We start from the raw sequence: 22,281 nt of genomic DNA, 5'->3' as shown, positions 1-22,281 counted from the left end.
CCCAGGCCGCGCGCGCCCGCTTCCGTGTCACCGATCAAACACACCGGCCACCCGACTTCGACTTGGCACCACACCGCCCTGGGCACCACGGGCGCACGCCGCGGGCTCGGGTGGTCACGTCGACAGCGTCGCTGGCAGGCGACCATCGCAGCTACGACGTCCTGGGGCACCCGTCCTGGCGGGTGTAAGCGAGGCGACATCATCAGCACCTGGCTGATCATCATGATCTGCCACTTGGTCTGTGATGGACCTTCCTGGTGGCCTTACTCGGCCTGATGTGGAACGACACCGCGGTCCGCTGCAGGACCCTGCTGCTCGTCCCGGTCGTCGCGGCCACCCTCGTCGGCAGCTGGTTCGCGGTCCGCCGCCGGGTGGCGCGGACGGCGGACGGGGAACTGTCGCGGCTCACGCCGTGACGATGGGACCGGGCCGGGCCACTGTCGGTGGCATCGCCCGGACCCTCGCACGCGAGGAGGACCGCATCGTCGCGATGGGCGGCCGCTCCACCCGCTTCCTCCTCGATGACGTCCGCGTCCCGGCCGGCAAGGTCAGCACCCTCACCAATGCCACGGAACCCCGCACCCCCGCCCTGGCCCTGGGCAGCCGGCCCCTACGTGGTCGCGGTCCTGAGCCTCTACCCCTACAAAGGCCACGATGCCCTCCTCACCGTCGACGACACCACCGCCTTCGCCACCGGTTCTATGCGGCCGGTGCCGCCAGGTGGAAGCCCACGCCGATCGCTTCGAGATCCGGCTCGTAGGAGTCGTGCCGACGGGCGCACCGGGCCAGGTCCCGGTCGTGGCGGAAGGAGCCGCCTCGGGTGATGTGCCGGTCGAAGGCCCAGTCCTCGGTGCTCGGCATCTCTGCGGGCGCGCCGGGGTAGGGGGCGTAGAGGGTGGAGGTCCACTCGTCGGCGTTACCCGCCATGTCCAGCACCCCGAACGGGCCGGCGCCCTTGGGGAACGAACCGACCGGCATCGTGGTGCCGACACCGAGGTCCACCAGATTGGCCAGGCCGGTGCGGTACTCCTCATCCCACGGGAACTCCCGGCTGTCGTCTCCCCGTGCGGCGCGCTCCCACTCGTCCTCCGTGGGCAGCCGCACGCCGAGGCCGAGCCGTTCCCCGAGCCACCGGCAGTAGGCCGTCGCCGCCTCCCAGAGGACTCCGATGACCGGGTGGTCCGTCGGCGCTTGCGGGACCGGTCGGCCGGTGGCCGCCGCGAAGAGCACCCACTGGCCGACCGTGACCGGGGTACGGGCGATCCGGAACGCCGGGACATGGATCTCCGCGCGCGGAACTTCCTTCATGTACCACGCCACCGGCACACCGGTGTCCGCGCAGCGGCGGGCCACTGCCCCCACTTCGTCGACCGGCGTACCCCGGTGCAGCGACCCGGCCGGGATGTCGACCCAGTTCACCTGCTCCACCTGCATGGCTCCTCCTCGGCTCAAGCGGACAACCCAAGGACCACCTCGGTGGCCGGGGCGCGCGTCGGCCGATGTCCGGGACGGCGAGTGGGAGCCAGTCTCCGGTGGGGCCGGCAACGAGTAGGAGGAGGGCGGCTGCGCCGCCGACCGGCAGCAGCAACGGTCCGAGGGGGTTGGCAGCGGCCGCCGTACCCGCAGCGCACCCGATGTCGAGGGCGGCGACCAGCAATGCCGGTGCCTCCGTGGCCATCCCCTCCGGTGCACTGTGAGCGGTGAGGAGGTAGGCCGCGCTGAGCAGAGGCGCCATCGCGGCCCCCGGCACGAGGCAGGCTGCCAGCGCTGTGACCGGGCCTGTGGCGGCCAGCAGCGGCAGCCAGCCCGCCGCCCACACCGCGCACAGCATCTGCCACGTCCGGGCGCCGTAGACGATGCCGCCGATGACGGCACCGACGGACAGGGCGGCGGGCAACAGTCCGGCCAGGCCCGGCGCCTGCAGGCGGTCGCCCATTCGCACCGCGACCGGGATGATCGCTCCCACTGGTACCCCGGCGCACGCCATCGCCGTGTACAGCCACCGCAGGCCGGTCGAGCGCAGCGGCCCGAGCCAGTCAGCAGCTCGCGGCGTGGGCCGCCATGCACGCGACGGGGGCGAGGTGACCACCAGGAGCGTGCCCGCCAGGCCGAGCGCGGCCGTTGCCAGAAGCGCCGTCTGAGCGGATGCCGCCCAGGCCACGACGGCCGCCGTCAGCGGGCCGGCGATGTAAATGAGTTCCTGTACCGAGGCGTCCAGGGTGAGCACGACGCGCTCGTGCTCACGGTCTGGCATCAGCAGGCGGAACAGGGAGCGCTGCGTCGCGTCGAGCGGCGGACGGGCGAACCCGGCTATCAGCGCGCTGACCGTGAGCACCCGGGTCTGTCCCCGCCGGTCGACCAGCCGCCCGAGTACCGGCCCGCCTGCCGCGTTGGCCAGCAGGTAGCAGGCCGCCAGCGCCCCGGCCATGCCATACCCGCCGTCGAGCCCCACCAGAACGATGGCCAACGGGGCCATCCCCGAGGGCAGCGGGCCGATGAGTGTGCTGCTCAACAATCGGGCGACGTGCAAAACCCGCAGCACGGCGCCGTACGTGACGGGGCGCTGGGCCGCGTTCAAGGACGCGGAGGGAATCCGGGCGGTCTGGCATGAGCACGGACGGCTGTGGCATGGACCTGCCCGACGGCGAACTCGTGCTCGGCACTGCAGTTCACGGGACGCCCGCCCGTCACCACCGTGCAGACCCGGATCCGGTACTCGCCCTCGAACAGGTCGGATCTCCGGGTTCGGTGATCGGAAGGCGGCGGGTGCCAAACCGGCGGGACGGCGTCGCGAGGGCGGTCATACGCTCGTGGCGAGGACGGCCGGCGGCCGGGGAAGATGGCGCGCGAGTGCGGACGGGTCGCCGGTGTAGTGCAGGCCCCGCAGGCCAAGCTGCTCGGCGGCCTGCACGTTTTCCAGCCGGTCGTCGACGAACAGGGTCTTTGCCGGCTGCGGCCATCCGGCGGCTTCGAGCGCGGCCTCGTAGGCCCGTCGGTGGGGCTTGTTCACTCCGATGCGGGCCGAGTAGACGGTCCGGCTGAACAGGATGGCACACCATTCAGCGTCGTCGAGCGTGTTGGCCAACGGCTTCGGCGCGTTGGACAGGAGTACCAGAGGCAGCCCGGACGCGTGAGCCGCACGCAGGAGGTCCAGCACGGCGGGGTCCGTGGCGGTCCACATGGCGACGTCGGCGCTTGCGAGGGCGGCCAGGTGGGTGCTGCCCGGAGGTGCTGTGCGGCCGTTGCGCAGCAGTCCGCTCCAGAACGTATGGGTGATGATGGTGCCCTGGTCGTAGGGTTCCCGCCGCTGCCAGAAGGCCTGTTGGAAGGCGTGGGTCTCGTGGGAGTGCCATCCCGCGAGTTCGGCGAGCCGGGTCCACTGGGCGAGGCTCGGCTGTCGCCCGAGGACTCCGTTGTAGTCGAGGATCACGGCCTCGAGGCCGGAGCCGTTGTGGGTGGTCGGCATGTCAGCGGTCATCGGATCTCCAGGGCTCGGTGGGAGGCGAGGGCAACGGCCGCCGCCAGGACGACGGGCAGGGCGAGCGCGGTGGGCAGGCTGGTGAGTGAGGCGAGCGCTCCGATGGCGGCGGGACCGGCGAGCAGGCCGAGGTAGCCCGTCGCGGCGACCGTGCCCACAGCGCGCGGTCCTCCTCGCCCGGCGGCCGTGATGAGGGAAGGCATGGCGGTGGACAGGCCTGCTCCGAGTGCCATCCAGCCGATCAGGGCTGCTGGGGCGCTGCCGACGAGCAGTGCTGCCCCGAGTCCGGCGGCGGCCAGGGTGGCGCCGGCGCGTACCAGCGCGGGTGCTCCGTAGCGGCCGGTCAGCCGGTCACCGACGAGCCGGCCCGCGGCCATGGCGGCGCTGTAGAGGGCGTAGGCGGCTGCCGCGGTTGCCTCGGAGCTGTGGAGGGAGTGCAAGTGAACTGCCGACCAGTCGGCGGCGGCACCCTCGGCCAGCAGGCACGCAGCGGCCAGGGCACCGAGCAGCCACACCGAGGCGTGGGAGGTCTGCGCCGGCTTTGCCTCGTCCGGAACCGCTTCTGGACGCTCGGGCGCGTGGTCGAGGGAGGTTGCCGTTCGTACGGCTGGAACGGAGGTGACAGAGGCGAGCACCGTGAGGGCACCGACCATCGCGAACAGCACCTCGTGGGACATCCAGGTGGTCACGGCTGCGAGCGCGGCCCCGCACAGAGCACCGATCGAGTAGGCGGCGTGCAGCCCGGACATGATCGACCGCTGGAAGGCGATTTCGCAGTGAACGGCAGAGACGTTGCAGCCGACGTCAAGCAGCCCGTGTGCGAGGCCGAAGACGACGGCAGCCCCGATCAGAGTCGGCAGCGTGCGGCACTGGCCGAGGAGAGCCAGGGCGAGGCCGAAGACGACGGCAGGGACGACCAGCAGTCGGGAGGGACCGTGCCGGTGAGCCAGACGCCCGCCGAGCTGGAGCCCGCCGACCATGCCAGCTGCGGCGCCGAGGAGAACGAGCGACAGATGGCCCGGCCCGAGGTATGCCGCGCTCTGGACCGCGGGCATCCGCGTACCCCAGACCGCCATGACGAGACCAAGCATGGTGAAGACACCGAGCAGCAGTCGGCGGTCGCTTGTCGGCGGTGCGTAGGGCGCGGCCGGAGCGATAGCGGTCATCGTGCTCCCCCTGGCGTGGGCAGGGAGGTCGCGAACGAGGGCCAATAGCATTGCGTTGCACATGAGTTGGACTGCTTGTTGGTTTGTCTCATGGTCGGTTCTCCAGTTCGGCGGTTCAGGAGGCGGCGGGGAGAGGCTCGGTGGTCACGCGGGCGGCCGGGATCCGATGCGTGAGCCCGGCGAGCGGCAGGCATATGGCTGCGCCCACGGCGCCGGCGACAAGGGTGGTGAAGGCCGTGAGAACCCCACCGCCATGGGTCAGGGAAGCGGCCGCGAGGATGGGGGCGATAATCACGGCGACGGCGAGGGTGGATCCCCAGATACCTGCGTACAGGCCTCGCGCGGACTCTGGTGAGATCTTGTTGAGCACGTCGGATGCGGCGATGAAGAAGGCGATCTCGCCAGGGACCGCGACGGCGGCGGTAATGCTGTAGCCGAGGGTGGTTTCGGCCAGGCCGGTACTGCCCATCCCGACGCCCAGGAGGAGTGCGCTGGCCGCGAGCGTGCCGATCATGGGCCGCTGGCCTCCGCACCGGCGGCTGAGCCACGGCGTGAGCAGGGGGGTGAGAGCGATCACAGCTCCGGCATTGGCGACCTGCGTCCACCCGTAAGCGCTGGCGGCCAGGCCGTCGTCCGCCATGAGCATCGGAAGCGCTGAGAACATTCCGGCAACGCACGTCAGGGCGAAGACGCTGGCCGCCCACAGCAGCCACAACCGCGCGTCTCGTGTCACGGCCCGCACGTCGGTGCGACTGGAGCGGGCCATGGCGACCGGGGTGTCGGCGGGCAGGCAGCGGTGTGCGATGAGTGCACATGCCGCGCACGCGGCGGCGTTGAGCCAGAACAGGACCTGGAAGCCGACGTGTTCTGCCAGGAAGCCGCCGAGCGCTCCCGTGAGAGCCGCGCCGATGTTCATTGCACCGTGGCGCCATCCGTTGACTGCGGCGCGCTGCGTGTCGTCCGTGATGAGGTCGGCGATGACAGCCGTGACAACCGGACGCGCCGCGTCGTAGACGATGCCGGCGATGAGGGCCCCGGTGCACACTGCGGCGAAGTCGTGTGCCTGCGCCAGCAGCGGCAGAAGGACGGCAGCAGTCGCCATCGCGGTCAGGAGGGTGCGGCGTCGGCCGAAACGGTCGGCGGCCCATCCGGTCAGCAGCTGGCCGAGAAGCCAGCCGATGCCGAAGACGGCGAGGACCTGGCCGACGGCCTCGGTGGTATAGCTCAGATGCTTGAGGTGGTAACTGAGGAACGGGTAGGCGAAGCCGAAGCTGCGTGCCACGAGCGTGGTGAGCAACAGAGCCCAGATAGCGGGCGGCCATGGGCGGGGGGCGGGCTGTTCGGGAACCTTGGCGGCCACGGGCAGGGTGGTGGCTGACACAGACGCTCCAGGGGGATGAAGGCGAGGGGCCGGGCTGCGCCTGGTGCCGGGCCGACGGGAAGAGGCGCGTCGGCCCGGGAGCTGGGCGGCGTCTACACGGTCGGGGATGCGGTGAACTGAATGGGGGCCCTGTAGTCCTTGCCGTCGCCTGACCAGTCCAGCTGTATGTAGCCGTCGGCGAGGTAGCGGCCCGATCCGGCCTTGTACTTGAGCGTCCCCGTCTTATACGAGCCGTTGCCCGCGGCGGAGCTGTTCTCGAGCGCGCCCTCGAGTCCGGTGTAGGTGGCAGACTTCACGACCGGGTCCGTGCCGCTCACGCTCTTCTTGGTCTCGAGGTGGAAGCGCGCCTTGTTGAAGGTGAAGCTGTTGTTGGTGCCGGACGAGTAGGGGCCGTTCCAGTAGACCGTGGCCGTGGTGTAGATGTAGCCGCCGGACCTCATGGCGCAGAGCTTGACGTCGAACTCCCAGTTGTCGGAGTCGGGCCCGTTGTACGACGGGTCGTCATAGGAGCCGCTGCTGCTGGTCTTGCAGGAGTAGCCGGCCGCGGAGGCTGTTCCGGCGGTGGCGAGCGTGGTTCCAGCGACGGCTGCGGCGGCGAGCAGGGTGACGGCGGTGCGCTTGAGCGCGGGCATGGTGGCTTCCTCCAGAAGACGAGTGGCGTCGGCGGGCCGGGCCGTGCCCCGGCCGGTGATGGCGGTGGTGGGGGTGTAGGTTCTCGCCGCTCGTGTCGGATGCCGCCTTCATGACCTGCGGCTTCATCGGCAGTCTCACGACGTGTCGGACGCTGGAGTCTCACGCCCGTGTCGTCTCCTCGACGGTCTGCGCCGGGCGGCTCGAGCCGCCTGTCCTCTGACCTGGGCAGTCTCACAGCCGGTGTCGTATCCGACGTCGATCCGACACTGGCAGTAAGATTCCGATACGGGACTTGAGATCCCACAGGGGGATGCGGGCCGGTCTGTCAGCCGGCAAGCTGGTAGAGGCCGTCGTCGCGCACCCAGCCCTTGGTTCCCTTGGGGATGCCGGACTTGGAGCGCTGGGTGAGCTGGCTGTAGTCCCAGTTGCCGCGGCTGCACAGGACGGTCAGCTTGTCGCCCCGGTACAGGTAGCCGCGGCTGGCGTACGCGGTGGACGGGCCGGAGCGGAAGTTCCAGCCGTTCTTGGCCACCGTGGCGCCGACGTTCGACCAGTTGACGGTGCACTTGCTGTGCTCACCGACGGCGTGCGCAGCCGGGGCGGAGGTCACGGTCAGGGCGGCCGCGGCCGCGAGGGCGAGGGCTGCGGAGGCAGTCGAGCGGAGGGCGAGATCGCGGATCGTCATGGTGCCCTTTCGAGGAAGAGAGAGGGGCGGGACAGGGGCCCGCGCCCAGCCGAGGCATGGTCACTGGTGTGCGCGGGCCGTGGCCCCTGATGCAGGACGGCCGCGTTCGGGCCGCTGCCAGTGCACGGACGGTGGGCATGGCTGTCCGAGACGCCGGCGGTTCTATGCGGCCTTCCTCCGGCGTGCGACCGAGGCCTGAGTTGTCGTCATGGCATCGCGCCGCAAGGCAATGGATGCAGCGGGAGTGGCTCTGACCTGAATGGCCTCCACGGGAATCGGGCGAAGCGAGACTGCGCGAGACGCGGCAGTAGGGACTCGCACTCGACTCGCCGAGGAGGCACGCACGGTCGCAACCACACCGCAATCAGCGGAAGAGTCGCGCCCGAACATGTTGCCCGCCTTATACAGAGTGGATCGAGTGCCTATTGCGCTCCATTAAAACATGACTCGGTATGCCATTCAACAGGCAGTCGACTGCGACTCGGTGAGCTCCACTGCGCGGGACATCTGCAGTACTGGCTGCGACGACAAGACCGACCTGAACTTCTTTGCCGAGGTGCGCCTCTTCTGGCGCCTGCCCTCGGACCGGGGGGGCGCGGAGGTCGCCACTCCCGAGCCGTCGTGCGCCTACGTGGCGACGGCTCGGGGCTATGTGACGACTCACCCGGGGGCCGCACCGAGCACGCCTATGATCGATGCATGCCGTCGCCCCTTCCCACGTCCCTTGCTGTGTCCGACGCCATCACCCACTACCGCCAGCTGCGCGAGCTGACCATCGACGAGCTGGCCTACGTGCTCCGGATGCTCGATCACCCGATCTCGGCCGATGCCCTCGCGGAGATGGAGCGGTGCGCTCGCCCCGTGACCGTCGACGACCTCGTCGCGATCTCCTATGCGCTCGACGCGACCCCCGCGGTGCTGCTGTCGCACATTCCCATCGACATGCCGGAACCCGAGGGGTCCCTCGCCACCGGACTCCCCGACGACGTCGACCAGGCCGAGCTCCGCGCCTGGCTTGAGGGGAAGACCAGGCTCGACCGCGAGTCGCGGGTGGGCTGGTGGAAAGAGCGGGTCGCCCGCCTCAGGGTGCGGTCGGCGCACCACGAGGAACAGCTGCAGGGCGCGTACGCGGAGCTGCGCGAGCTCGGTGACCTGGCGCTCCAGGAAGCAGACGCCCCGCCCGTGCAGCGTCTTCGGTGGCGCATCCAGGACGGCGAGCACGCGCTCAACCAGTCCGAAGTCGCACTGGCTCTGACTGAGCATCGACTCGACAACCTCCGAGAAGGCGCCTGACAGGCTGAGTTCTGGCCAGTCAAAGTCACCTATCTCCAGGCGACTTTGACTGGCTTTCTGTTCGTTAGGTGGTACATCTGGTACATCAATCTGCAATACTGACAGTGCGCTTGTGAATGCCTTCGCAAGTGCTGAAGTACGAGAAGAAAGCTCGGAAATCGGTCGAGGGGTCCTCAAGCGGACCGGCTTCGGCTCCCGGGCGTGGTCGGGATCCGGGTCTCGGGGATGCAGTTTGGAACTGTGGAGCCGAGACGCCGGTCCCTGTGAAGAGGGCACCACCTGGACACGCAGGACTGAACGAGAGAAAGCGGGGGCGATCATGACTGAGGATCAGCCTCAGTTACCCGAGCAGCCGACACAGGGCCATGCAACAGCTTCACAGGCCGTGCCGCTGCGGCCGCAGGTTCCGCCCGTTGTCACGGCCGAGCAGTGGGGCGCCGGGTTCCAGCAGACGCATCACCGCGAGCCGACGATGTCCGAGTATCAGGCCGCCGTTCCTGCCGGACTGATCAGTCCCGAGCGCCGGCCTCGTGATCCGTCGATGCAGCAGATGGCCGACGGAGCCAAGCAAGTCGTCAACGGTGCCCGGGACTTCTTCAACACCAAGGTCGCCCGGCCCTCGAGAACTCTGGAGCCATGGAGTTCCTCAGCAACCGCGTTGCCCCCGCCGAGCGCCGCGCTGAGGGGGCTGGCCACCTTCATCCTTCCCGTCGCGGCGTTCCTGGCGATCATCTCCCTGTTCATGCCGGTCGCTTCAGCCATGGGCTTCTCGGTCAACTACTTCAGCGACGAGGCCGGAGGTGAGGGTGGCTTCCTGCTCTTCATCATGCTCGTGGCCATCTCTGCCTCTGTCGTGGCAGTCATCCGCAAGGCGCACTGGTTCCGCATCACCGCCCGAGTCGTGGGCATCGTCGCCGGCCTGATCGGCGTGATCGACGGCTTCGGGACCATGGGCTCCGTCAGTGGCACCCGCTACGTCTCCGTCGGGGCGGGCGTGGTGCTCCTAACGCTGCTGTCGGTCGTGATGCTGGCTGCTGCAGTCCTCATCCTGCTGTCCCCGTGTCAGACGCCCACGATTCCGCCGATGCCACCAGCCCAGCCTCCACAGAGCTGACCCAAACCAGCTTTCCAGAACGAACGAAGGAAGAACACCATGAACTCCACCAGGACCGCACGTGCGACGCGGACCAGGATCGCCGTGTCCGCCGCGGCCCTGGCCGCAGGTGCTCTCATGCTCACCGCCTGCAGCGGGAGCAGCGATGCTGCTTCCTCGCAGAGCCCCAGCAGCAGCCAGGCCTCCAGCTTCGACGGTGCCTACATCTCCATCACCGACGGGGCGCGCGGCGGCATCGCCGCAATCGACGGCCACAAGATCACGTACATCAACGTCACCGCTGGCGACCAGCAGTGCCAGCTGACCACGAAGGCCCTCGGCGACATCAAGCACGGCTCGATCGTCAAGGACGGCAAGACCGATAAGGGTCAGTACCGGGTTCTCTCGACGGGCACGATCAACGACAGCCGGACCGCTGTGCTCTGGGACGACGGCAACGGCTCCGACCAGACAGGCACTGACCCGGGATCCGGCTCGATCTCGATGTCGGACAGCATGATCACGCTCGGGTACACCTTCGCCTATTCGATCGACCAGGTCCAGCTCATCCCGGCCGACAGCGACCAGGCGAAGGCATTGATGGCCAAGGACTGCAATCAGCACAGCTGATTGCCGCACCACCCCGGCAGCACAGAACCCCGTGGATATCACGTCCACGGGGTTCTGTCTTTTCTCTGACGCCTACTCCTGGAGCTGCTGCGCCCGGTACTCCTCAATCGTCTCCGGTGGCCGGCCGTACTTCGGCGCGTGCTGCTCGACGAAATCCAGCTCAGCCCACGCTGCCGACTGCCGGATCCTCGACCGGGCGACCACGACGAACACCGTGGCACTGATGGCGATGTTGAGCAGACACCACCCAGCCAGCAACGCCGTCAGCACCACAGGTAGACCGTCCTCGATCGCCATGGTGGCCAGAACTACCAAGCCTGCGCTGTTGCCCAAAAGGCTGGCCACGTAGCCCTCGAACGTGCCGGACAGGCGAGCCAGAGTCCGCGGCTCGTCGCGATGCCGCACAGCGCGCTTCACCTCGCCGACGAACACCACGGTGGCCACGGCCGCCGCAGTGCTCAATGCCAGGTCGCAGATCCCGGTGATCCACCATCGCGCCGAGCGCCACCAGCCGCGCGGGAGGTCGCCGCGAAGCCTCGATCCGAGCCTCATGCTCTTCCCCTTCTCCTCCTGCCGCGCAAAGGACGACGCACCCGGTGAGGACGATCGCAATGGTCGTCCTCACCGGGTGCGTCAGCCCTCCACGCTCGCCTGATCAGTCCTGCGGCTTCTCGCGCCGGCCCCGGCGAAGACCACCGGTCGGCCGCTGCTGCGGCTCCGGAGTCTCCACGCTCTGAGGCGCCGGATCGACAACTCGGCGCGGACGGGGACGAGGGCGCGGAGCCGGAGCCGGAGCCTGTCGCGGCGAAGGAGCCGGTGCAGGAGCCGACGTCCGCGGAGCCTGAGCCCGCGGGGCGGGCGTCTGGCGCGGTGTCGGCGTCGACGCCTGGATCGAGCCCGGCTGACGCGCTGCCTGTGTCCGAGCCGGAGTCCGCGCATCAGGCGCAGCCGGAGTCTGGCCCGAAGCCGGAGCGGCCACGGGACGAGGAGCCGACGTTCCGGCTCCCATCTGCCTGGGAGCCGGGGTGTCCTGAGCGGAGCGTGTCGGACGCGTGCTCGGCGCGGCCGGCTGCCCGGAAGCAGGGACAGGCACAAGACCAGAAGCGGCTCCGCCGCTGAAGCCCTGCGGTGCAGCCTGTTGGTTGCTGCCCTGCTGGCTCTGCGCCCCCTGGGCACCCGTACCGAACTGCGTCGGGCCCGTCTGACCGGCGACGGCCCTACGGCCTCCGCTGGTCGGAACAGAACCAGCGCCGCCGGCGCTGCTCTGCCCCTGAGCGCCACCGCGAGAGCTCGACGGCTCCGTGGACGAGGCCAGAACCTCGCCGGGGATGACCTTGTTGCCATCCGAGGTGTACCCGAGATTCGACAGGCCGCCCTGGTTGCTCAGATTCTGTGCCGTCTGCTTGTCCGAGTGCGAACTGCCCGCTCCGCCACTGGTCAGCTGCAGCGGACCGCCCTTGTCGTCGGGACCGTCGCCCTGGCCAGACACGCCCAGAGCACCAGCAGGACCGCCACCACCACCGGAGCCACCGCCACCAGGACCACCGTCCAGTGCTGGGCTGTTCGGATCGCCTGGACCACCCTCGCCGCCGCCCTCCAGGGCCAGCGCCTGCTTGCCCGCGGTCAGAGCCGTGGCGTCGCCGTTCGTGCCGCCGGCGTTCGTCGACGCCGTCTTGCCCGCGGGCTTGCCCGTGCTCGGGGACGCCGGGCCGCTGGTCTTGTTGTTGAAGCCGTTGGCGAGCTTGTTGCCCATGGCCATACCCGCGCCGGCCCCCGCACCTGCGGCCAGAGCAGGCATCAGCCCGCCCTTGTCCGGCTTCGGCGCGGTGTTGGTCTCCAGGAACTTGTCCACGAGCTTGGTGACCACCTCGTCCATCGCCTGCAGCACCGTCTTGCGGACCCGCAGCAGAGCGAAAGTGGTGCCCATGATCAGCAGCGACGAGATGAGCGTCAGGATCACCACGATAATGCCGCCGAGCGCCACGCTGCCCCACAGGCCGCCCGGGCTCATGAAGCTCGACACGGGCCCGGCCATGATGTCCGGGACCGAGATCAGGAACTCCGAGACGAACTGGTAGATGAACAGCGTGACGAGGACCTCCAGGATCAGCGCCATGGAGTAGACGATCACCTTGGCGATCGCGGCCATCGCGCCCAGCGTCGCGAACGGCACAGCCGCCACGAGGCCGAAAATCCGCTTGACCGAGCCGGCCAGCATGCCGATGGCGTACCAGAAGCCGAGCAGGACGATGGAACCCAGGACCGTGGCTGCGTTGGACCAGTACATAAACTTCGCCGGACCAGTGCCCACCTGGCTGACGGCCATGTGGTTCTCGCGGGTGAAGCCGGACGTGGCGTTGTTCGAGCTGTACATGTGCAGCGAGCTGGGGCTGAACCCGGTGTTGAGGTAGTTGTACGCCGCCAGAGGAGACAGGTTGCAGGAGGAGGGCGTCTTGCCCACCGTGAAGCCGCAGCCGGCCTTTGTCCCCGTCGTCGTGAAGACCGTCGAGTCCTTGCCGGGACGAGAGGAGGTCAGGCCCGTGCCGTCGGTCGAGATCACCGGGTGATCCACCGGCTTCGGGCCCTCCTCCTCACCGAAATCCTCCACGTCGCCGTAGCTGTCCTTGTCGACGAACCAGCTCTTCTTGACCTCCGCGCTCTCGTCCAGCTGCGTGATCGAACTCTTGATCCCCGACTCGAAGTCGGAGGCTGCGATCTCGTTGCTGCCGATGTACTTGCCGATGATCCCGAAGGTCGAGAACACCGCCTTGAAGTCATCCGACGCACCGGTACCGACGGAGACCGTGCCGTCCTTCCAGGCAGACTCGGCGTCGTTGGCCTTCGTGCCGATGCTGATGCCGTTGAACGTCGCTCCGTGGGACTGTTTGTTGATCGCCAGCGCGCTCGTGCGCACCGACATCATCGCGTCAGAGCTCGCCTGGTCGCCGTTCCAGGAGACAGTGGCCTGGTCCGGGATTCCGAGGCGGTCGTTCATCATCCACGCCTCGAAGTCGACGTAGGTGCTCAGCACGACGCGCGTCGGACCGGCATGCTGGCCGAGAACCGAGTTGTCGAACTTGTCGAGCACGCTGGTGTACATCGACCCGATGAGCGGCAGGCCGACGCCGATGAAGACGACGCGCACGATGAGTTTCTTGATCGCCGAGCCGCGGTCCATCTTCTTGAACATGACCAGGCCGATGAGCAGGAAGCCGATGAAGATCGGCACCAGCACCTGCCACGAGATATCGACAAGCAGGCCATACCAGCCACTGATCCAGTGCTGCAGACCCGAGAGCGCGCCGCCTCCGGTGTCACCTCCCGTCATCCCGTCAGCGAAGGTCGGATTGACCGCCCTGACCGCCTGGTAGAACCACATGAAGGGGTTGATGAGCTTCAGGAACTGGAGGATGACGTAGAACAGCGTGCCGACCGCCAGCGCCAGGGCGTAGAGGACCCAGATGACGGAGCCTCCGAGCACGCTCACGATCTGGCCGCCGATGCCCGAGGACATCGTGTCCAGGCCGAGGTCAGCGTTCGCCGCCCCGAAGTGCGCGTAGTCGAGCATGCCCGAGTACTTCGCGTTGCCCTTGTCGTCTTTCGCTGCCAGCGTCTCGTACGTGACGGTCTGCGAGGACCCCGAGACCTCGGCGAAGAACCAGCCCACGATGTTGCCCAGGCTGAAGTCCGGGTCGGCGTAGCCGAGCATGGAACCACCCGAAGCAGGACTGCTCGTGACCGGCTTCCAGTTCTCGTGCATGCCCTTGTCGTTCGACGGCGAGTTCTCCTCGCTGAAGTACGAGCTCGCATTCGAAGCCAGCTGGTAGAGGCTGTAGTTGTCGCGCTCCTTCTCGTCGTCCGCGGACGCCGGCGAAGAGGTCGCCATCATGAGGACCGGCACGAACAGCGCGGCCAGGAGCACGAGGGCGAGCCCGCGCGCGAGCCTGCCCTGGCGGGCTCCGCCACCGCCGTGGCCGGCCCAGGCACGCAGCTGCGCCACCGCCGTGATCGTCCCGTTCATCGTCTCTCCCCTACTCCTCGCCTTCGTATCAGTGCTGACCTCGCTCATGCCTGGACCAGCTTCTTCGGCTTGGGCTTCCTCGCTGGCCGCCTTGCGCCGTCCTCGGGCTGCTGCAGGCTCTTCTTGCCGTCGAGGCGCTTGCCCCCGTCGCTCTGGCCCGCGTCAGCCTCGCCGTCGCCGCCCTCGCTGTGCTTCCGGATGCTGGTGAGGTTCGCGCCCGGTGCCGGCTTGTCGTGCATGATCGCGTCCATCCGCGCCGCTTCTTCGGCCCTGGCCGCCTCCAGGCGTACCTGCCTGCGCTGGGCCTCGCGGTAGGGGTTGATCCCCAGTGCCAGGTCCAGGTGGAAGACCACGTTGGAGACGCCCCGGCGTAGGTACGTGAGGTTCTCGCCCTTGGTCGTGATGAGCTGGGCGAGATCCGGCGGAATCCGCTGGTGCAGCTGCTTCTGGTATTCCGCCACCGTGCCGTCGCGCATCGGGCCGAAGAGCGTGTAGTCCGCGGCGTCGAACTTGTTGAAGTCGCTGTCGGCCAGCATCTTGTCGACGTCGTTGTAGCTGTAGACCACCCGGCCGCCGCGCTCGTGCATATGGTCGAACTGGTCCTTGATGTACTTCTTCACCCGGTCGTCGATGTGCTCGGTGCCGTGGATGATCACCGTGTCGCCGAGCCCCAGCTTGCCGACGGCGAAGCCGACGATGTTCACCAGCTGCGCCATCGCCACGCCCTTGCCGCGGCGCATGAGCCGCGAGAAGTCGTAGACCACGCGCCGCGAATCCCGGACCCCGTCCACGGCCGAGGCCGTGTGGTTGTTGAACAGGTCGCCGTTGGTGCTCAGCATCGCGTTGGCGATGCCCCTGAGCACGTTGTAGGCGCGCAGCTGGTCCGGGTCGGTCTTGCTGGAGTTCAGCAGCGCCTTGTGCGCGGTTGCCAAGTAGGAGACGAACATCTGAAGACGCGGCACCTGGGTGTGCGGGATGTTCACCACGCGCAGGCGGTGACGCTGCTCCTTGGCGTTGTGCCGCCACATGCCCTGCTCGATGTAGAAGTCGGTCGCGGTGTCTTCGAGGGCGCTGCGGATGATCGAGCCGATCGCTCCGTCGCTGGTCTCGTAGAGCTGCTCGAACATCAGCTTGAGCTTCTCCATCTGGGCGGAGAAGACCGTCAGCTCGTCCTCCTCCTCGCCGAACATCTCGAACATGTTCACGTCGCCCTGATTCAGGTCCACGCGCGAGGTGAGCCGCTCGAACTTCGGGCCGAGCTTGTCGAGGTGCGCTCCGTCGAGGATGAGGTGGACGACCTGGCCGTTGTTCAGCAGCGCCGCCTGAGAGATCTTCGAGCACCACATGTTGGCCACCCGCTGGCGGTCGAGGTACTCGCTGAGCGTGGCGTCGGCGACGATCGCGTGGTGGTCGTAGGCGTTGACGTCCATGAGCACGGCGCTGTTGTTGACGTCGCCGACCATGTAGCCGACGTACTCGCCGCCTCGGTCGTTGAGGCCATTGGTCACCAGCGAGTACGAGCCGGCCAGCTCGGTCGAGGTGAAGTGGAAGCCCTTGCCCTTCTTCTTCTCGTTGTTCTTCCACAGGCCCGAGAGCTCCTGACGCTGCTCGCCGGCGTAGGGCGCAGCCTTCAGCGTGCCGAATCGGTCGATGTACAGACGCGTGACCCGGTCGATCGTGTCGTCCAGGGTCGCCAGATCGGGGGCCTTGAGGAAGAGCCGGTTGTGCACCGAGAGGTAGCTCGCACCGTCCTGGATCTCACCGATCGTGATCCCGAGGTCACCGGAGATCTTCGCGGCCTTGCGCCTGGAGGAGGTCGTGCCCGTCTCCTCCTGCTCGTTCGCATCCAGCCTGTCCAGCTTCTCCGACTGCTTGGTGTACGAGTCGATCCACTTCTCATCCATCCGCTTGACCTGCTCAAGCACGACGGCGGTGACCCGCTCGTCCAGGCCGTCCGGGATCCGGTCGATACCCCAGAAGGCGGCGAAATTGTCGTGCGCGGCGTCGTCGTGGAAGTACGCCAGGATGCAGGCGACCGAGCCGTCGACCTCGAAGTAGTCGGAGCGGAAGAGGTACTTCTCCTTCGGCTTCAGCGCGAGCAGGTGAGGGTAGGCGTCGAACGTGCCCTGGAGGTGCTTCACCTCCCGGCGGCGCTGCCACCAGTTCGTCTTCGGCTCGGCGGCCTCATCGGCTGCGCCGTCCGCCGGCGCAGCGTCCTGCACGCCCTCAGCCTGAGCAGCACCATCCGCGCGCGGATCATCGACCACAAGCTCCGCGGTCTCATTCGTCTCGTCAGGCTTCTTTCCCGGAATGCCGAGCTGTGCCCGGACTTTCGTCATCAGCGCCATGGTGTCCTTCGTTCGTTCCTCGTCGTGGTGGCCGGCCTGGCGCTGGTCAGTTCAGCGACGCCTCGAGATCGAGCAGTTCGTCGTCGATGCCCTGGTAGAAGACCCGGAGCATCGGCAGAGCCTCCTCGCGGTCGAGCATCGTGGCTTCCTTGATCATCAAAGTCGAGCCGCCAACCTCGGCCTGGAGGACCTGGTGCCCCTTGCGCAGTGCGTCGGCGTTCTTGCCCTTGAGCAGCAGGTACTGGTGGATCGAGGTGAACTTCCCGCCCACGTGCTGCGTGAGAATGTCGTACTGCTCGTTCTGTAGCTCGATCAGATCGGGATCGCGGACCTGCAGGGCCTGGTTGCGCCGCTCCAGGTTCGCCACCTGGTGGTAGACCCGCTGCGGCTCCTTCGTCGTGATGAAGCTGTGCTCGCAGGCCGTCTCGACCTTGCGCCAGAAGGAATCGACCCGATCGAGGATCCCGACCCGGTCCTCGTCGAAGAGCAGATAGCTCGCCGAGCCGACGACCAGGTAGACCCGACCTTCGCCGCCGTCGGAGAAGTGAATCAGCCCGTCCTCGTCGATCCCGTCGATGCCGACGATCGAGTAGAAGTCCGTGGGGTTCGAGCTACGACGGGTGAAGACGTGGCGGGCCTTCCGGGGCAGATACGCCAGCAAGGCCGGCACGCGCATAATGCGCAGCTCCTTCGTCTTCACCAGCCCGCCGAAGTAGGCGATCGCCGCCAGTCCCCAAAGAACGAAGAACGTGATGGCGACTGGGCCCGAGCTCGCCACGAACGTCGACGTGCTGAACCACAGCAGGGCGAGGATGCCGCCGCCGAAGAAGAGCAGCTGCTTGATCGGGGAGGGCTTGGCCGCCCAACCTCCCTTGCTCAGCGTGATCTCGTGGTCGAGGAAGCTCCTGTTCAGCGAACTCGGCACCTTATAGGACAGTTTCGCCATGAACCCCTCATCTCCCCCTGCGATCACAATGGTCATTGCTCGGCCTATCGAAAAGCCCTCATGTATGAGGTGCGTAGATGGCATCCTATCTCAGATAGGTCATTCGAATCGAGAATGAAAGGGGCTTGAATGGCAACGCTCGATGACTCGGACTAGCAGTTCCGAGTCATCGGGCGTTGCCTGAGCGGCTGACAAACCAGTCGCGCCGCGGGAGCAGAGGCGCTCAGCCCATCGCTACCGCCTCGAAGCGCGGGGACATCGTCGTCCAGGTCGAGCACCGCCAACGCATCGGCCGAGCCGTCCCGGTCGAGGATCTCCTGACGCACGCACCGGAATCCCATCGAGCACGGCCCGCTCCGAGTGACGGAAGTGGTAGTGCCCGGCAACGCTTGGGCCGCCGAGTGGCTCGAGCGGTACGCCGCCGCGCTGGTGGTCCGGACCCACCGCCGGGGGAAGTACGGCCGCTGGCTCGCCACGCTCATGAGCGCCGATGGCGCCTGCCTGAACACCGACCTCCTCACCGCCGGCCATGCCGTCCCCTACGACGGCACCGGCCCACGCCCCGCGTAGGCCCCGGAGCTTGAGCCAGCCGCAAGGTAGGCGAGGGAGAGCCGTATAGAGCGCTCAGCCGCGAGCCGTCTGGCCTCTCCCTCGCCAGAGCGGTGGTTCGGGCAGCGGCTCCACTCGCGCGGCGATGGCACGTTGCCAGGTGTCGCCAGCCTGGCCTTGGCACTCCAAGCTGAGGTGAACGGTCGTGTCGCGAGTGTGGTAGTCCAGATCAACGTAGACGTCGTGCGTCCCGCCGGCGGCCATGGGGCCGATGTCGATGGTCTGCTCACGGCCGTAGTCCGTGTGGCTGTGCGGGTCGTACATGTATGCGCCCCGCATGCCCTCCACTCCTTCGCCGGTCGCGCGCACGATGATCGAGGTGAGCGGCGGTCCGGAGTCCTGCTTAATCACCAGCTTTCCGCGCGGCACGTTGACGTCGGATTCATCGGTGTGGGCCGCTTCGATACTGAACTGTGGTCCGCGGGCCTCGAAGCGATCCGCTTCCTCCCCCTCGATCTGCCGGCGCATCAGGGCTACCTGGGCCTCGGCAGACCGGGCGGCACCCTTGGCGATGTGCGCCTGCCTGGCGGCGTAGCCCGTGGCGACCGCGCTCACCACCGTTGCGGCGATCGCGGTGATCAGCTCCCCGTCCACGGCTCCCCCTCTTCGTCCACCCCTGCCCGGCCATGGGTGAGGCTGGCCGGAGGGCAGAGGGAAGGATAGCGGGGCCATTGCCGCTCTATCTGTTGAGGGTTCTAGCGTCGCTCAATACCAACGCCGTACCTCGCGGCTGGTGTCCGAGGGAGGGGCGTCGGGCTTGTAACGGTGCCCCTACCCCATCCCGCCTGGGCCGGGTGAGCGGCATCTCCTGGTGTCCGATACGCCGTCCAAGTAATAGGGGGATCGAGACGGCCTGACTCGATGGTGAACGGGCGGCTACGCGCCATCGTCAACTGCGGGCCGGTGTCCCCTTGGAACGCCTTCGGTAGCCAGCGTCCGTGAGGCGCTCGCGGGCCGGTACTGGATTGCCGAGACAATTCCCAAAGGGGCCATGGCATGATCTTGAAGCTTTGACAGGTAGTTCGATGATGCCGACGTGGGCGATCAGGCGGCGCGATATCCCGCGTGAGAAGGGGGAAACGACTGTGGACTCCGCACTCGTCGCCGCTGGTGCTGGGCTTGTCGGCGTCGTCCTGGGTAGTGCTGGCACGCTTGCCGCCGCCCACATCCAGCGTAAGGGCAGCAAGGACCAGGCCGAGGCCACCGTACGCGCCGCGGTGACTACGGCCAGGTTCCAGTACGCCGGAGCACTGGAACAGCAGAACCGCATCGCCCAGCGCACCGCGTACGTGGGATTCATCGCGGCCACGCACGGATTCCGGCAGACGGTGAGAAGTGAGGTCCCAGGCCGAACTAACCCCGACCCACTGCGCGAGGCGCAGCGCGCCCTCCGGGACGCCTACATCGCGGTTGAACTCGAAGGTCCACCCTCCGTCCTCACCGCCGCCGACGCTGTGGTGGCCACCGGCGGGGCCCTTGCCCAGTTCATCTACAACGACGCCGAGCTGATGGAGGCTTGGCGGACCCTGCACAACGCCGCCCGGACCCAGGAGCGTGCCACCACCGCCCTCCAAGCGCTCCGCGACGTACAGCGCGTCCTCGCCCAGACCCAACCGGACGAGCGAGGGGCCCTCTCCAACCGCAACGACCAAGCCCGGCAAGACCATGAGAACGGACTCCAGACCCCAGCGGCCCGCTGGTTCGCGGCCTACCAGGAAGCCCGACAGGCGGTGTACGACACCGGCGGGCTGCTGACCGATGACCAGGCCGAGGAACTCCTCCTCGACGCGTCCCTCTTCCCCCAAAACGCTCTGGAACGCGTGCTACACGTGACCAGCGAGTTCGAGGAAACGGCGGCGAGATTCGTCCAGGTCGCCCGGATCTACCTCAACGACACCCAACCAGAGATCACTTGAGCTGTATCTTCCGCCAGAGGCTTCAAGACCAACGCGAGCCGCTTTGGGGCTTCTCGGCGACCCCGTTACTGCCCCGCGGCTTCTAGCTGCTCGGCGCCGCCGCGGGCGATGAGGTACAGGTCGGTGGACACAGGCCAGCCGGGCTGACCAACGTGCTCCCCGTTGAGCCGGCGGGCCCACTCCGAGTAGCTGGTCTCCAGCCCGTTGCCGGTGATGCGCACCCCGGGCGGCACGCTGCGCGGCGAGCCGTCCGGGTAGACGCCGACGGTGTGTCGGAGAGTCACGAACAGACCCTGGTTCGCCGGGTGGTCGGGGCCTTCCCGCAGGTGCTCTACGACGATCGCCCGGCGGACGGGGAGCCACAGCCGCAGCGCGGCCCGGGCGTTCGCCGGCAGGGGGAGCGTCTGCACGGTGGCCTCGGTGCGGCCGGGCGGGTTCATAGTCAGCTCGATCGTGGACAGATCGGGGGAGAGGTGCGTGGTGTCAGCGGCGACCAGGCCCTCCCTCGTGACGCCGGTTGCCCACAGCACCTCAAGTGCGGCCAGGAGCCGCAGCCGGTACGGCTCGCGCCGGTCCTCCACAGGGGTAGTGAGGGTACGGCGGAGCGCTATGTGCTGGCCCGGCTCGAGCGGGACACGCGTGTGCTTGGACCAGGGGCGGGCTCCGGGCACCTCCCACCAGAACGGCGCGCGGCGGGCGGCCCGGTTGAGGTCGACGATACCGTCCATGAGGTACCGCTGCGACGCCGAGGTGAGCGGCCTCCCGTAGGGCGGGCGGGTGCGGTACTCCCCGGCGGCGATCCGGGCGAACACCGTGCCGGGTTGATTCGGGTGGCCGAGGACGTCGTTCCGGAACAACGCTGCCAGGCTCCGCAGGGCCTCCGCCGGTAGGTCCGCGGCCGCGCGCTCCAGCGTGGATACCGTCGTCCGGAGACGCTCCGCGCGCTTCTCCCCAGTGTTGATCTCAGGGGTGGCAAGGGCCCGCCGTAGGGCGGTGTGGAGTTGGCGGAGGGCGGCCGGTGTCGCGGGGGGCGTCATGGCAGCAGGGTAGAGCTGGCACGGCGGGGCGGGGGAGCCCAGAACCCGCGATCGGTCACGAATGGATCACACGACCTTCACGCCCTGACCTTATGGGCTGATGATGCCTCGACAGAACACGCTCCACCTCGGGGGATTCATGCGCCGCCGCGCCATCGCCACCCTGCTCACCGCCGCCTGCCTCGCACTCGTGGGCTGCTCCAGCTCCGACAGCGACAAGCCCGAGCCCGCGAAGTCGAAGCCGGCCGCCACGTCGAGCGCCCGCGCGGAGCTATCGGTGGCGGACCAGATCAAGGCGTGCACCTGTTCTGGCCGCCGCTGAGGACCTCGTCGCCGCCATCCCGCGCTTCTAGGCTCGCGACACCAGGGCCATGCTCCCCGTGGACGACTTCGCCACGGAGCACGAACAGTGCGTCGAGACCAAGAGCGCCTTCCTGGACGCTGCCCACCGTGACCTGGCCTACAACCCCCGCCCCTGGCATCTGATCCGCAAGTACAAGGAGCGCAAGTACCGCGAACAGGCGACCCGGGAGAGAACACACCTACCTGATTCCCACCGCGCGGCCGATGGCTGCGGACGCGACGTCCCCCTTTCACGTTGGGCCGCTGGCCCCGGGCGGCGAAGCAGACCGGGAGAAGGCGGGGACGCGGCAGTTGCCGCAGCTGGCCTGCATCCATACCCGCGGTCCGTCGCCGCGCAGGCGGATACGGCCGGGCTCACCGCAGGCTTCACAGGTGTGCTCCGAGTCCGTCTCGGCGGCGTCGGTCAGCGCGGTGGCCCGGTCGGCGAACTCCCCATCGAACTCGCCCTCGATGAAGCGGTCGGCGACGGTAATGCGTAGGCCGCCGAACTTCGTGCCGAACGACTCGATCCGGTAGTCAGCGTCCAGGGCCAGCAGGCCGTGGTGCAGCCGGTCGAGCAGAGCGGCCCATCCGGGCCCGACGGTGGCGACCCAGACGGGGATCTGCCGCACGGCAGCGGAGCGAGAGGATTCCGGCGTCATGGACGCCATGGTCGCGCGGACCACTGACAATCGAATCCGTC

The 22,281-nt window shown here is 68.1% G+C and carries 20 protein-coding genes; 7 read left to right on the top strand and 13 right to left on the bottom strand.

The window, feature by feature from the left end; genetic code table 11:
• Window positions 1-257: 257 nt before the first annotated feature.
• Entirely contained in the window at window positions 258-416 is a 159-nt protein-coding gene (locus tag ACIP67_RS30315) for a hypothetical protein (RefSeq protein ID WP_401696073.1), read from the top strand.
• A 283-nt stretch (window positions 417-699) separates the two neighbouring features.
• Here the strand turns inward: ACIP67_RS30315 and ACIP67_RS30310 are convergent, their stop codons facing one another.
• From ACIP67_RS30310 to ACIP67_RS30285, 6 genes are all read right to left on the bottom strand, one after another.
• A complete protein-coding gene (locus ACIP67_RS30310) occupies window positions 700-1,434 on the bottom strand; it encodes a formylglycine-generating enzyme family protein (protein WP_401696072.1) in 735 nt (244 codons plus the stop codon).
• A 1,366-nt stretch (window positions 1,435-2,800) separates the two neighbouring features.
• A complete protein-coding gene (locus tag ACIP67_RS30305; protein ID WP_401696071.1) occupies window positions 2,801-3,478 on the bottom strand; it encodes an HAD family hydrolase in 678 nt (225 codons plus the stop codon).
• A complete protein-coding gene (locus ACIP67_RS30300) occupies window positions 3,475-4,644 on the bottom strand; it encodes an MFS transporter (protein WP_401696070.1) in 1,170 nt (389 codons plus the stop codon). Before ACIP67_RS30300 ends, ACIP67_RS30305 begins: the two co-directional genes overlap by 4 nt.
• 115 nt (window positions 4,645-4,759) lie before the next feature.
• The gene (locus tag ACIP67_RS30295) at window positions 4,760-6,025 is read right to left on the bottom strand and encodes an MFS transporter (protein ID WP_401696069.1); all 1,266 of its coding nucleotides are present in this window, start codon (window positions 6,023-6,025) and stop codon (window positions 4,760-4,762) included.
• A 92-nt stretch (window positions 6,026-6,117) separates the two neighbouring features.
• A complete protein-coding gene (locus ACIP67_RS30290; protein ID WP_401696068.1) occupies window positions 6,118-6,657 on the bottom strand; it encodes a hypothetical protein in 540 nt (179 codons plus the stop codon).
• A gap of 326 nt (window positions 6,658-6,983) precedes the next feature.
• Complete coding sequence (locus ACIP67_RS30285) at window positions 6,984-7,343, bottom strand: SH3 domain-containing protein (protein WP_401696067.1); 360 nt, start codon at window positions 7,341-7,343, stop codon at window positions 6,984-6,986.
• 729 nt (window positions 7,344-8,072) lie between these two features.
• Between ACIP67_RS30285 and ACIP67_RS30280 the strand changes: the two genes are divergently transcribed.
• The 3 genes from ACIP67_RS30280 to ACIP67_RS30270 all read left to right on the top strand — a co-directional run bounded on the left by ACIP67_RS30280 (window position 8,073) and on the right by ACIP67_RS30270 (window position 10,359).
• A complete protein-coding gene (locus ACIP67_RS30280) occupies window positions 8,073-8,636 on the top strand; it encodes a DNA-binding protein (RefSeq protein ID WP_401696066.1) in 564 nt (187 codons plus the stop codon).
• 319 nt (window positions 8,637-8,955) lie between these two features.
• The gene (locus tag ACIP67_RS30275) at window positions 8,956-9,750 is read left to right on the top strand and encodes a hypothetical protein (RefSeq protein WP_401696065.1); all 795 of its coding nucleotides are present in this window, start codon (window positions 8,956-8,958) and stop codon (window positions 9,748-9,750) included.
• Window positions 9,751-9,789: 39 nt separating this feature from the next.
• The gene (locus ACIP67_RS30270) at window positions 9,790-10,359 is read left to right on the top strand and encodes a hypothetical protein (protein ID WP_401696064.1); all 570 of its coding nucleotides are present in this window, start codon (window positions 9,790-9,792) and stop codon (window positions 10,357-10,359) included.
• A gap of 72 nt (window positions 10,360-10,431) precedes the next feature.
• Here the strand turns inward: ACIP67_RS30270 and ACIP67_RS30265 are convergent, their stop codons facing one another.
• From ACIP67_RS30265 to ACIP67_RS30250, 4 genes are all read right to left on the bottom strand, one after another.
• Complete coding sequence (locus ACIP67_RS30265; RefSeq protein WP_401696063.1) at window positions 10,432-10,911, bottom strand: hypothetical protein; 480 nt, start codon at window positions 10,909-10,911, stop codon at window positions 10,432-10,434.
• 103 nt (window positions 10,912-11,014) lie between these two features.
• On the bottom strand, window positions 11,015-14,380 hold the full coding sequence (locus tag ACIP67_RS30260; RefSeq protein ID WP_401696062.1) for a hypothetical protein: 3,366 nt from the start codon (window positions 14,378-14,380) through the stop codon (window positions 11,015-11,017).
• A 44-nt stretch (window positions 14,381-14,424) separates the two neighbouring features.
• Window positions 14,425-16,602: a hypothetical protein gene (locus ACIP67_RS30255; protein WP_401696061.1), complete on the bottom strand. Its 2,178-nt coding sequence runs from the start codon at window positions 16,600-16,602 to the stop codon at window positions 14,425-14,427.
• A gap of 172 nt (window positions 16,603-16,774) precedes the next feature.
• The gene (locus ACIP67_RS30250; protein WP_401696059.1) at window positions 16,775-17,653 is read right to left on the bottom strand and encodes a hypothetical protein; all 879 of its coding nucleotides are present in this window, start codon (window positions 17,651-17,653) and stop codon (window positions 16,775-16,777) included.
• 396 nt (window positions 17,654-18,049) lie between these two features.
• Here ACIP67_RS30250 and ACIP67_RS30245 point away from each other — a divergent pair, with 396 nt between their 5' ends.
• Window positions 18,050-18,244 carry a hypothetical protein gene (locus ACIP67_RS30245; RefSeq protein ID WP_401696058.1) on the top strand — a complete coding sequence of 65 codons (195 nt, stop codon included), beginning with the start codon at window positions 18,050-18,052 and terminating at the stop codon, window positions 18,242-18,244.
• Between the two features lie 54 nt (window positions 18,245-18,298).
• Here the strand turns inward: ACIP67_RS30245 and ACIP67_RS30240 are convergent, their stop codons facing one another.
• The gene (locus tag ACIP67_RS30240; RefSeq protein WP_401696057.1) at window positions 18,299-18,877 is read right to left on the bottom strand and encodes a hypothetical protein; all 579 of its coding nucleotides are present in this window, start codon (window positions 18,875-18,877) and stop codon (window positions 18,299-18,301) included.
• Between the two features lie 623 nt (window positions 18,878-19,500).
• Between ACIP67_RS30240 and ACIP67_RS30235 the strand changes: the two genes are divergently transcribed.
• Entirely contained in the window at window positions 19,501-20,199 is a 699-nt protein-coding gene (locus tag ACIP67_RS30235) for a hypothetical protein (RefSeq protein ID WP_401696055.1), read from the top strand.
• A gap of 65 nt (window positions 20,200-20,264) precedes the next feature.
• Here the strand turns inward: ACIP67_RS30235 and ACIP67_RS30230 are convergent, their stop codons facing one another.
• Window positions 20,265-21,236 carry a hypothetical protein gene (locus ACIP67_RS30230; RefSeq protein ID WP_401696054.1) on the bottom strand — a complete coding sequence of 324 codons (972 nt, stop codon included), beginning with the start codon at window positions 21,234-21,236 and terminating at the stop codon, window positions 20,265-20,267.
• A gap of 100 nt (window positions 21,237-21,336) precedes the next feature.
• Between ACIP67_RS30230 and ACIP67_RS30225 the strand changes: the two genes are divergently transcribed.
• On the top strand, window positions 21,337-21,558 hold the full coding sequence (locus tag ACIP67_RS30225; protein WP_401696053.1) for a hypothetical protein: 222 nt from the start codon (window positions 21,337-21,339) through the stop codon (window positions 21,556-21,558).
• 271 nt (window positions 21,559-21,829) lie between these two features.
• On the opposite strand, the gene ACIP67_RS30220 is transcribed toward ACIP67_RS30225, so the two are convergent.
• A complete protein-coding gene (locus ACIP67_RS30220) occupies window positions 21,830-22,240 on the bottom strand; it encodes a hypothetical protein (protein ID WP_401696052.1) in 411 nt (136 codons plus the stop codon).
• Window positions 22,241-22,281: the final 41 nt, after the last annotated feature.

It is taken from the genome of Streptomyces sp. NPDC088812, from assembly GCF_044750285.1.
In the GTDB taxonomy this organism is placed as follows: domain Bacteria; phylum Actinomycetota; class Actinomycetes; order Streptomycetales; family Streptomycetaceae; genus Streptomyces.
Note: the sequence above shows the minus strand (reverse complement) of the source record. Positions and strands in the feature narration are given on the sequence as shown.

Bases quoted from the DNA above. Each gene is read 5' to 3' on its own strand.
- ACIP67_RS30310 (WP_401696072.1), bottom strand. From the start codon at position 1,434: ATGCAGGTGGAGCAGGTGAACTGGGTCGACATCCCGGCCGGGTCGCTG.
- ACIP67_RS30305 (WP_401696071.1), bottom strand. From the start codon at position 3,478: ATGACCGCTGACATGCCGACCACCCACAACGGCTCCGGCCTCGAGGCC.
- ACIP67_RS30300 (WP_401696070.1), bottom strand. From the start codon at position 4,644: ATGACCGCTATCGCTCCGGCCGCGCCCTACGCACCGCCGACAAGCGAC.
- ACIP67_RS30290 (WP_401696068.1), bottom strand. From the start codon at position 6,657: ATGCCCGCGCTCAAGCGCACCGCCGTCACCCTGCTCGCCGCCGCAGCC.
- ACIP67_RS30285 (WP_401696067.1), bottom strand. From the start codon at position 7,343: ATGACGATCCGCGATCTCGCCCTCCGCTCGACTGCCTCCGCAGCCCTC.
- ACIP67_RS30275 (WP_401696065.1), top strand. From the start codon at position 8,956: ATGACTGAGGATCAGCCTCAGTTACCCGAGCAGCCGACACAGGGCCAT.
- ACIP67_RS30270 (WP_401696064.1), top strand. From the start codon at position 9,790: ATGAACTCCACCAGGACCGCACGTGCGACGCGGACCAGGATCGCCGTG.
- ACIP67_RS30265 (WP_401696063.1), bottom strand. From the start codon at position 10,911: ATGAGGCTCGGATCGAGGCTTCGCGGCGACCTCCCGCGCGGCTGGTGG.
- ACIP67_RS30260 (WP_401696062.1), bottom strand. From the start codon at position 14,380: ATGAACGGGACGATCACGGCGGTGGCGCAGCTGCGTGCCTGGGCCGGC.
- ACIP67_RS30230 (WP_401696054.1), bottom strand. From the start codon at position 21,236: ATGACGCCCCCCGCGACACCGGCCGCCCTCCGCCAACTCCACACCGCC.
- ACIP67_RS30225 (WP_401696053.1), top strand. From the start codon at position 21,337: ATGATGCCTCGACAGAACACGCTCCACCTCGGGGGATTCATGCGCCGC.
- ACIP67_RS30220 (WP_401696052.1), bottom strand. From the start codon at position 22,240: ATGACGCCGGAATCCTCTCGCTCCGCTGCCGTGCGGCAGATCCCCGTC.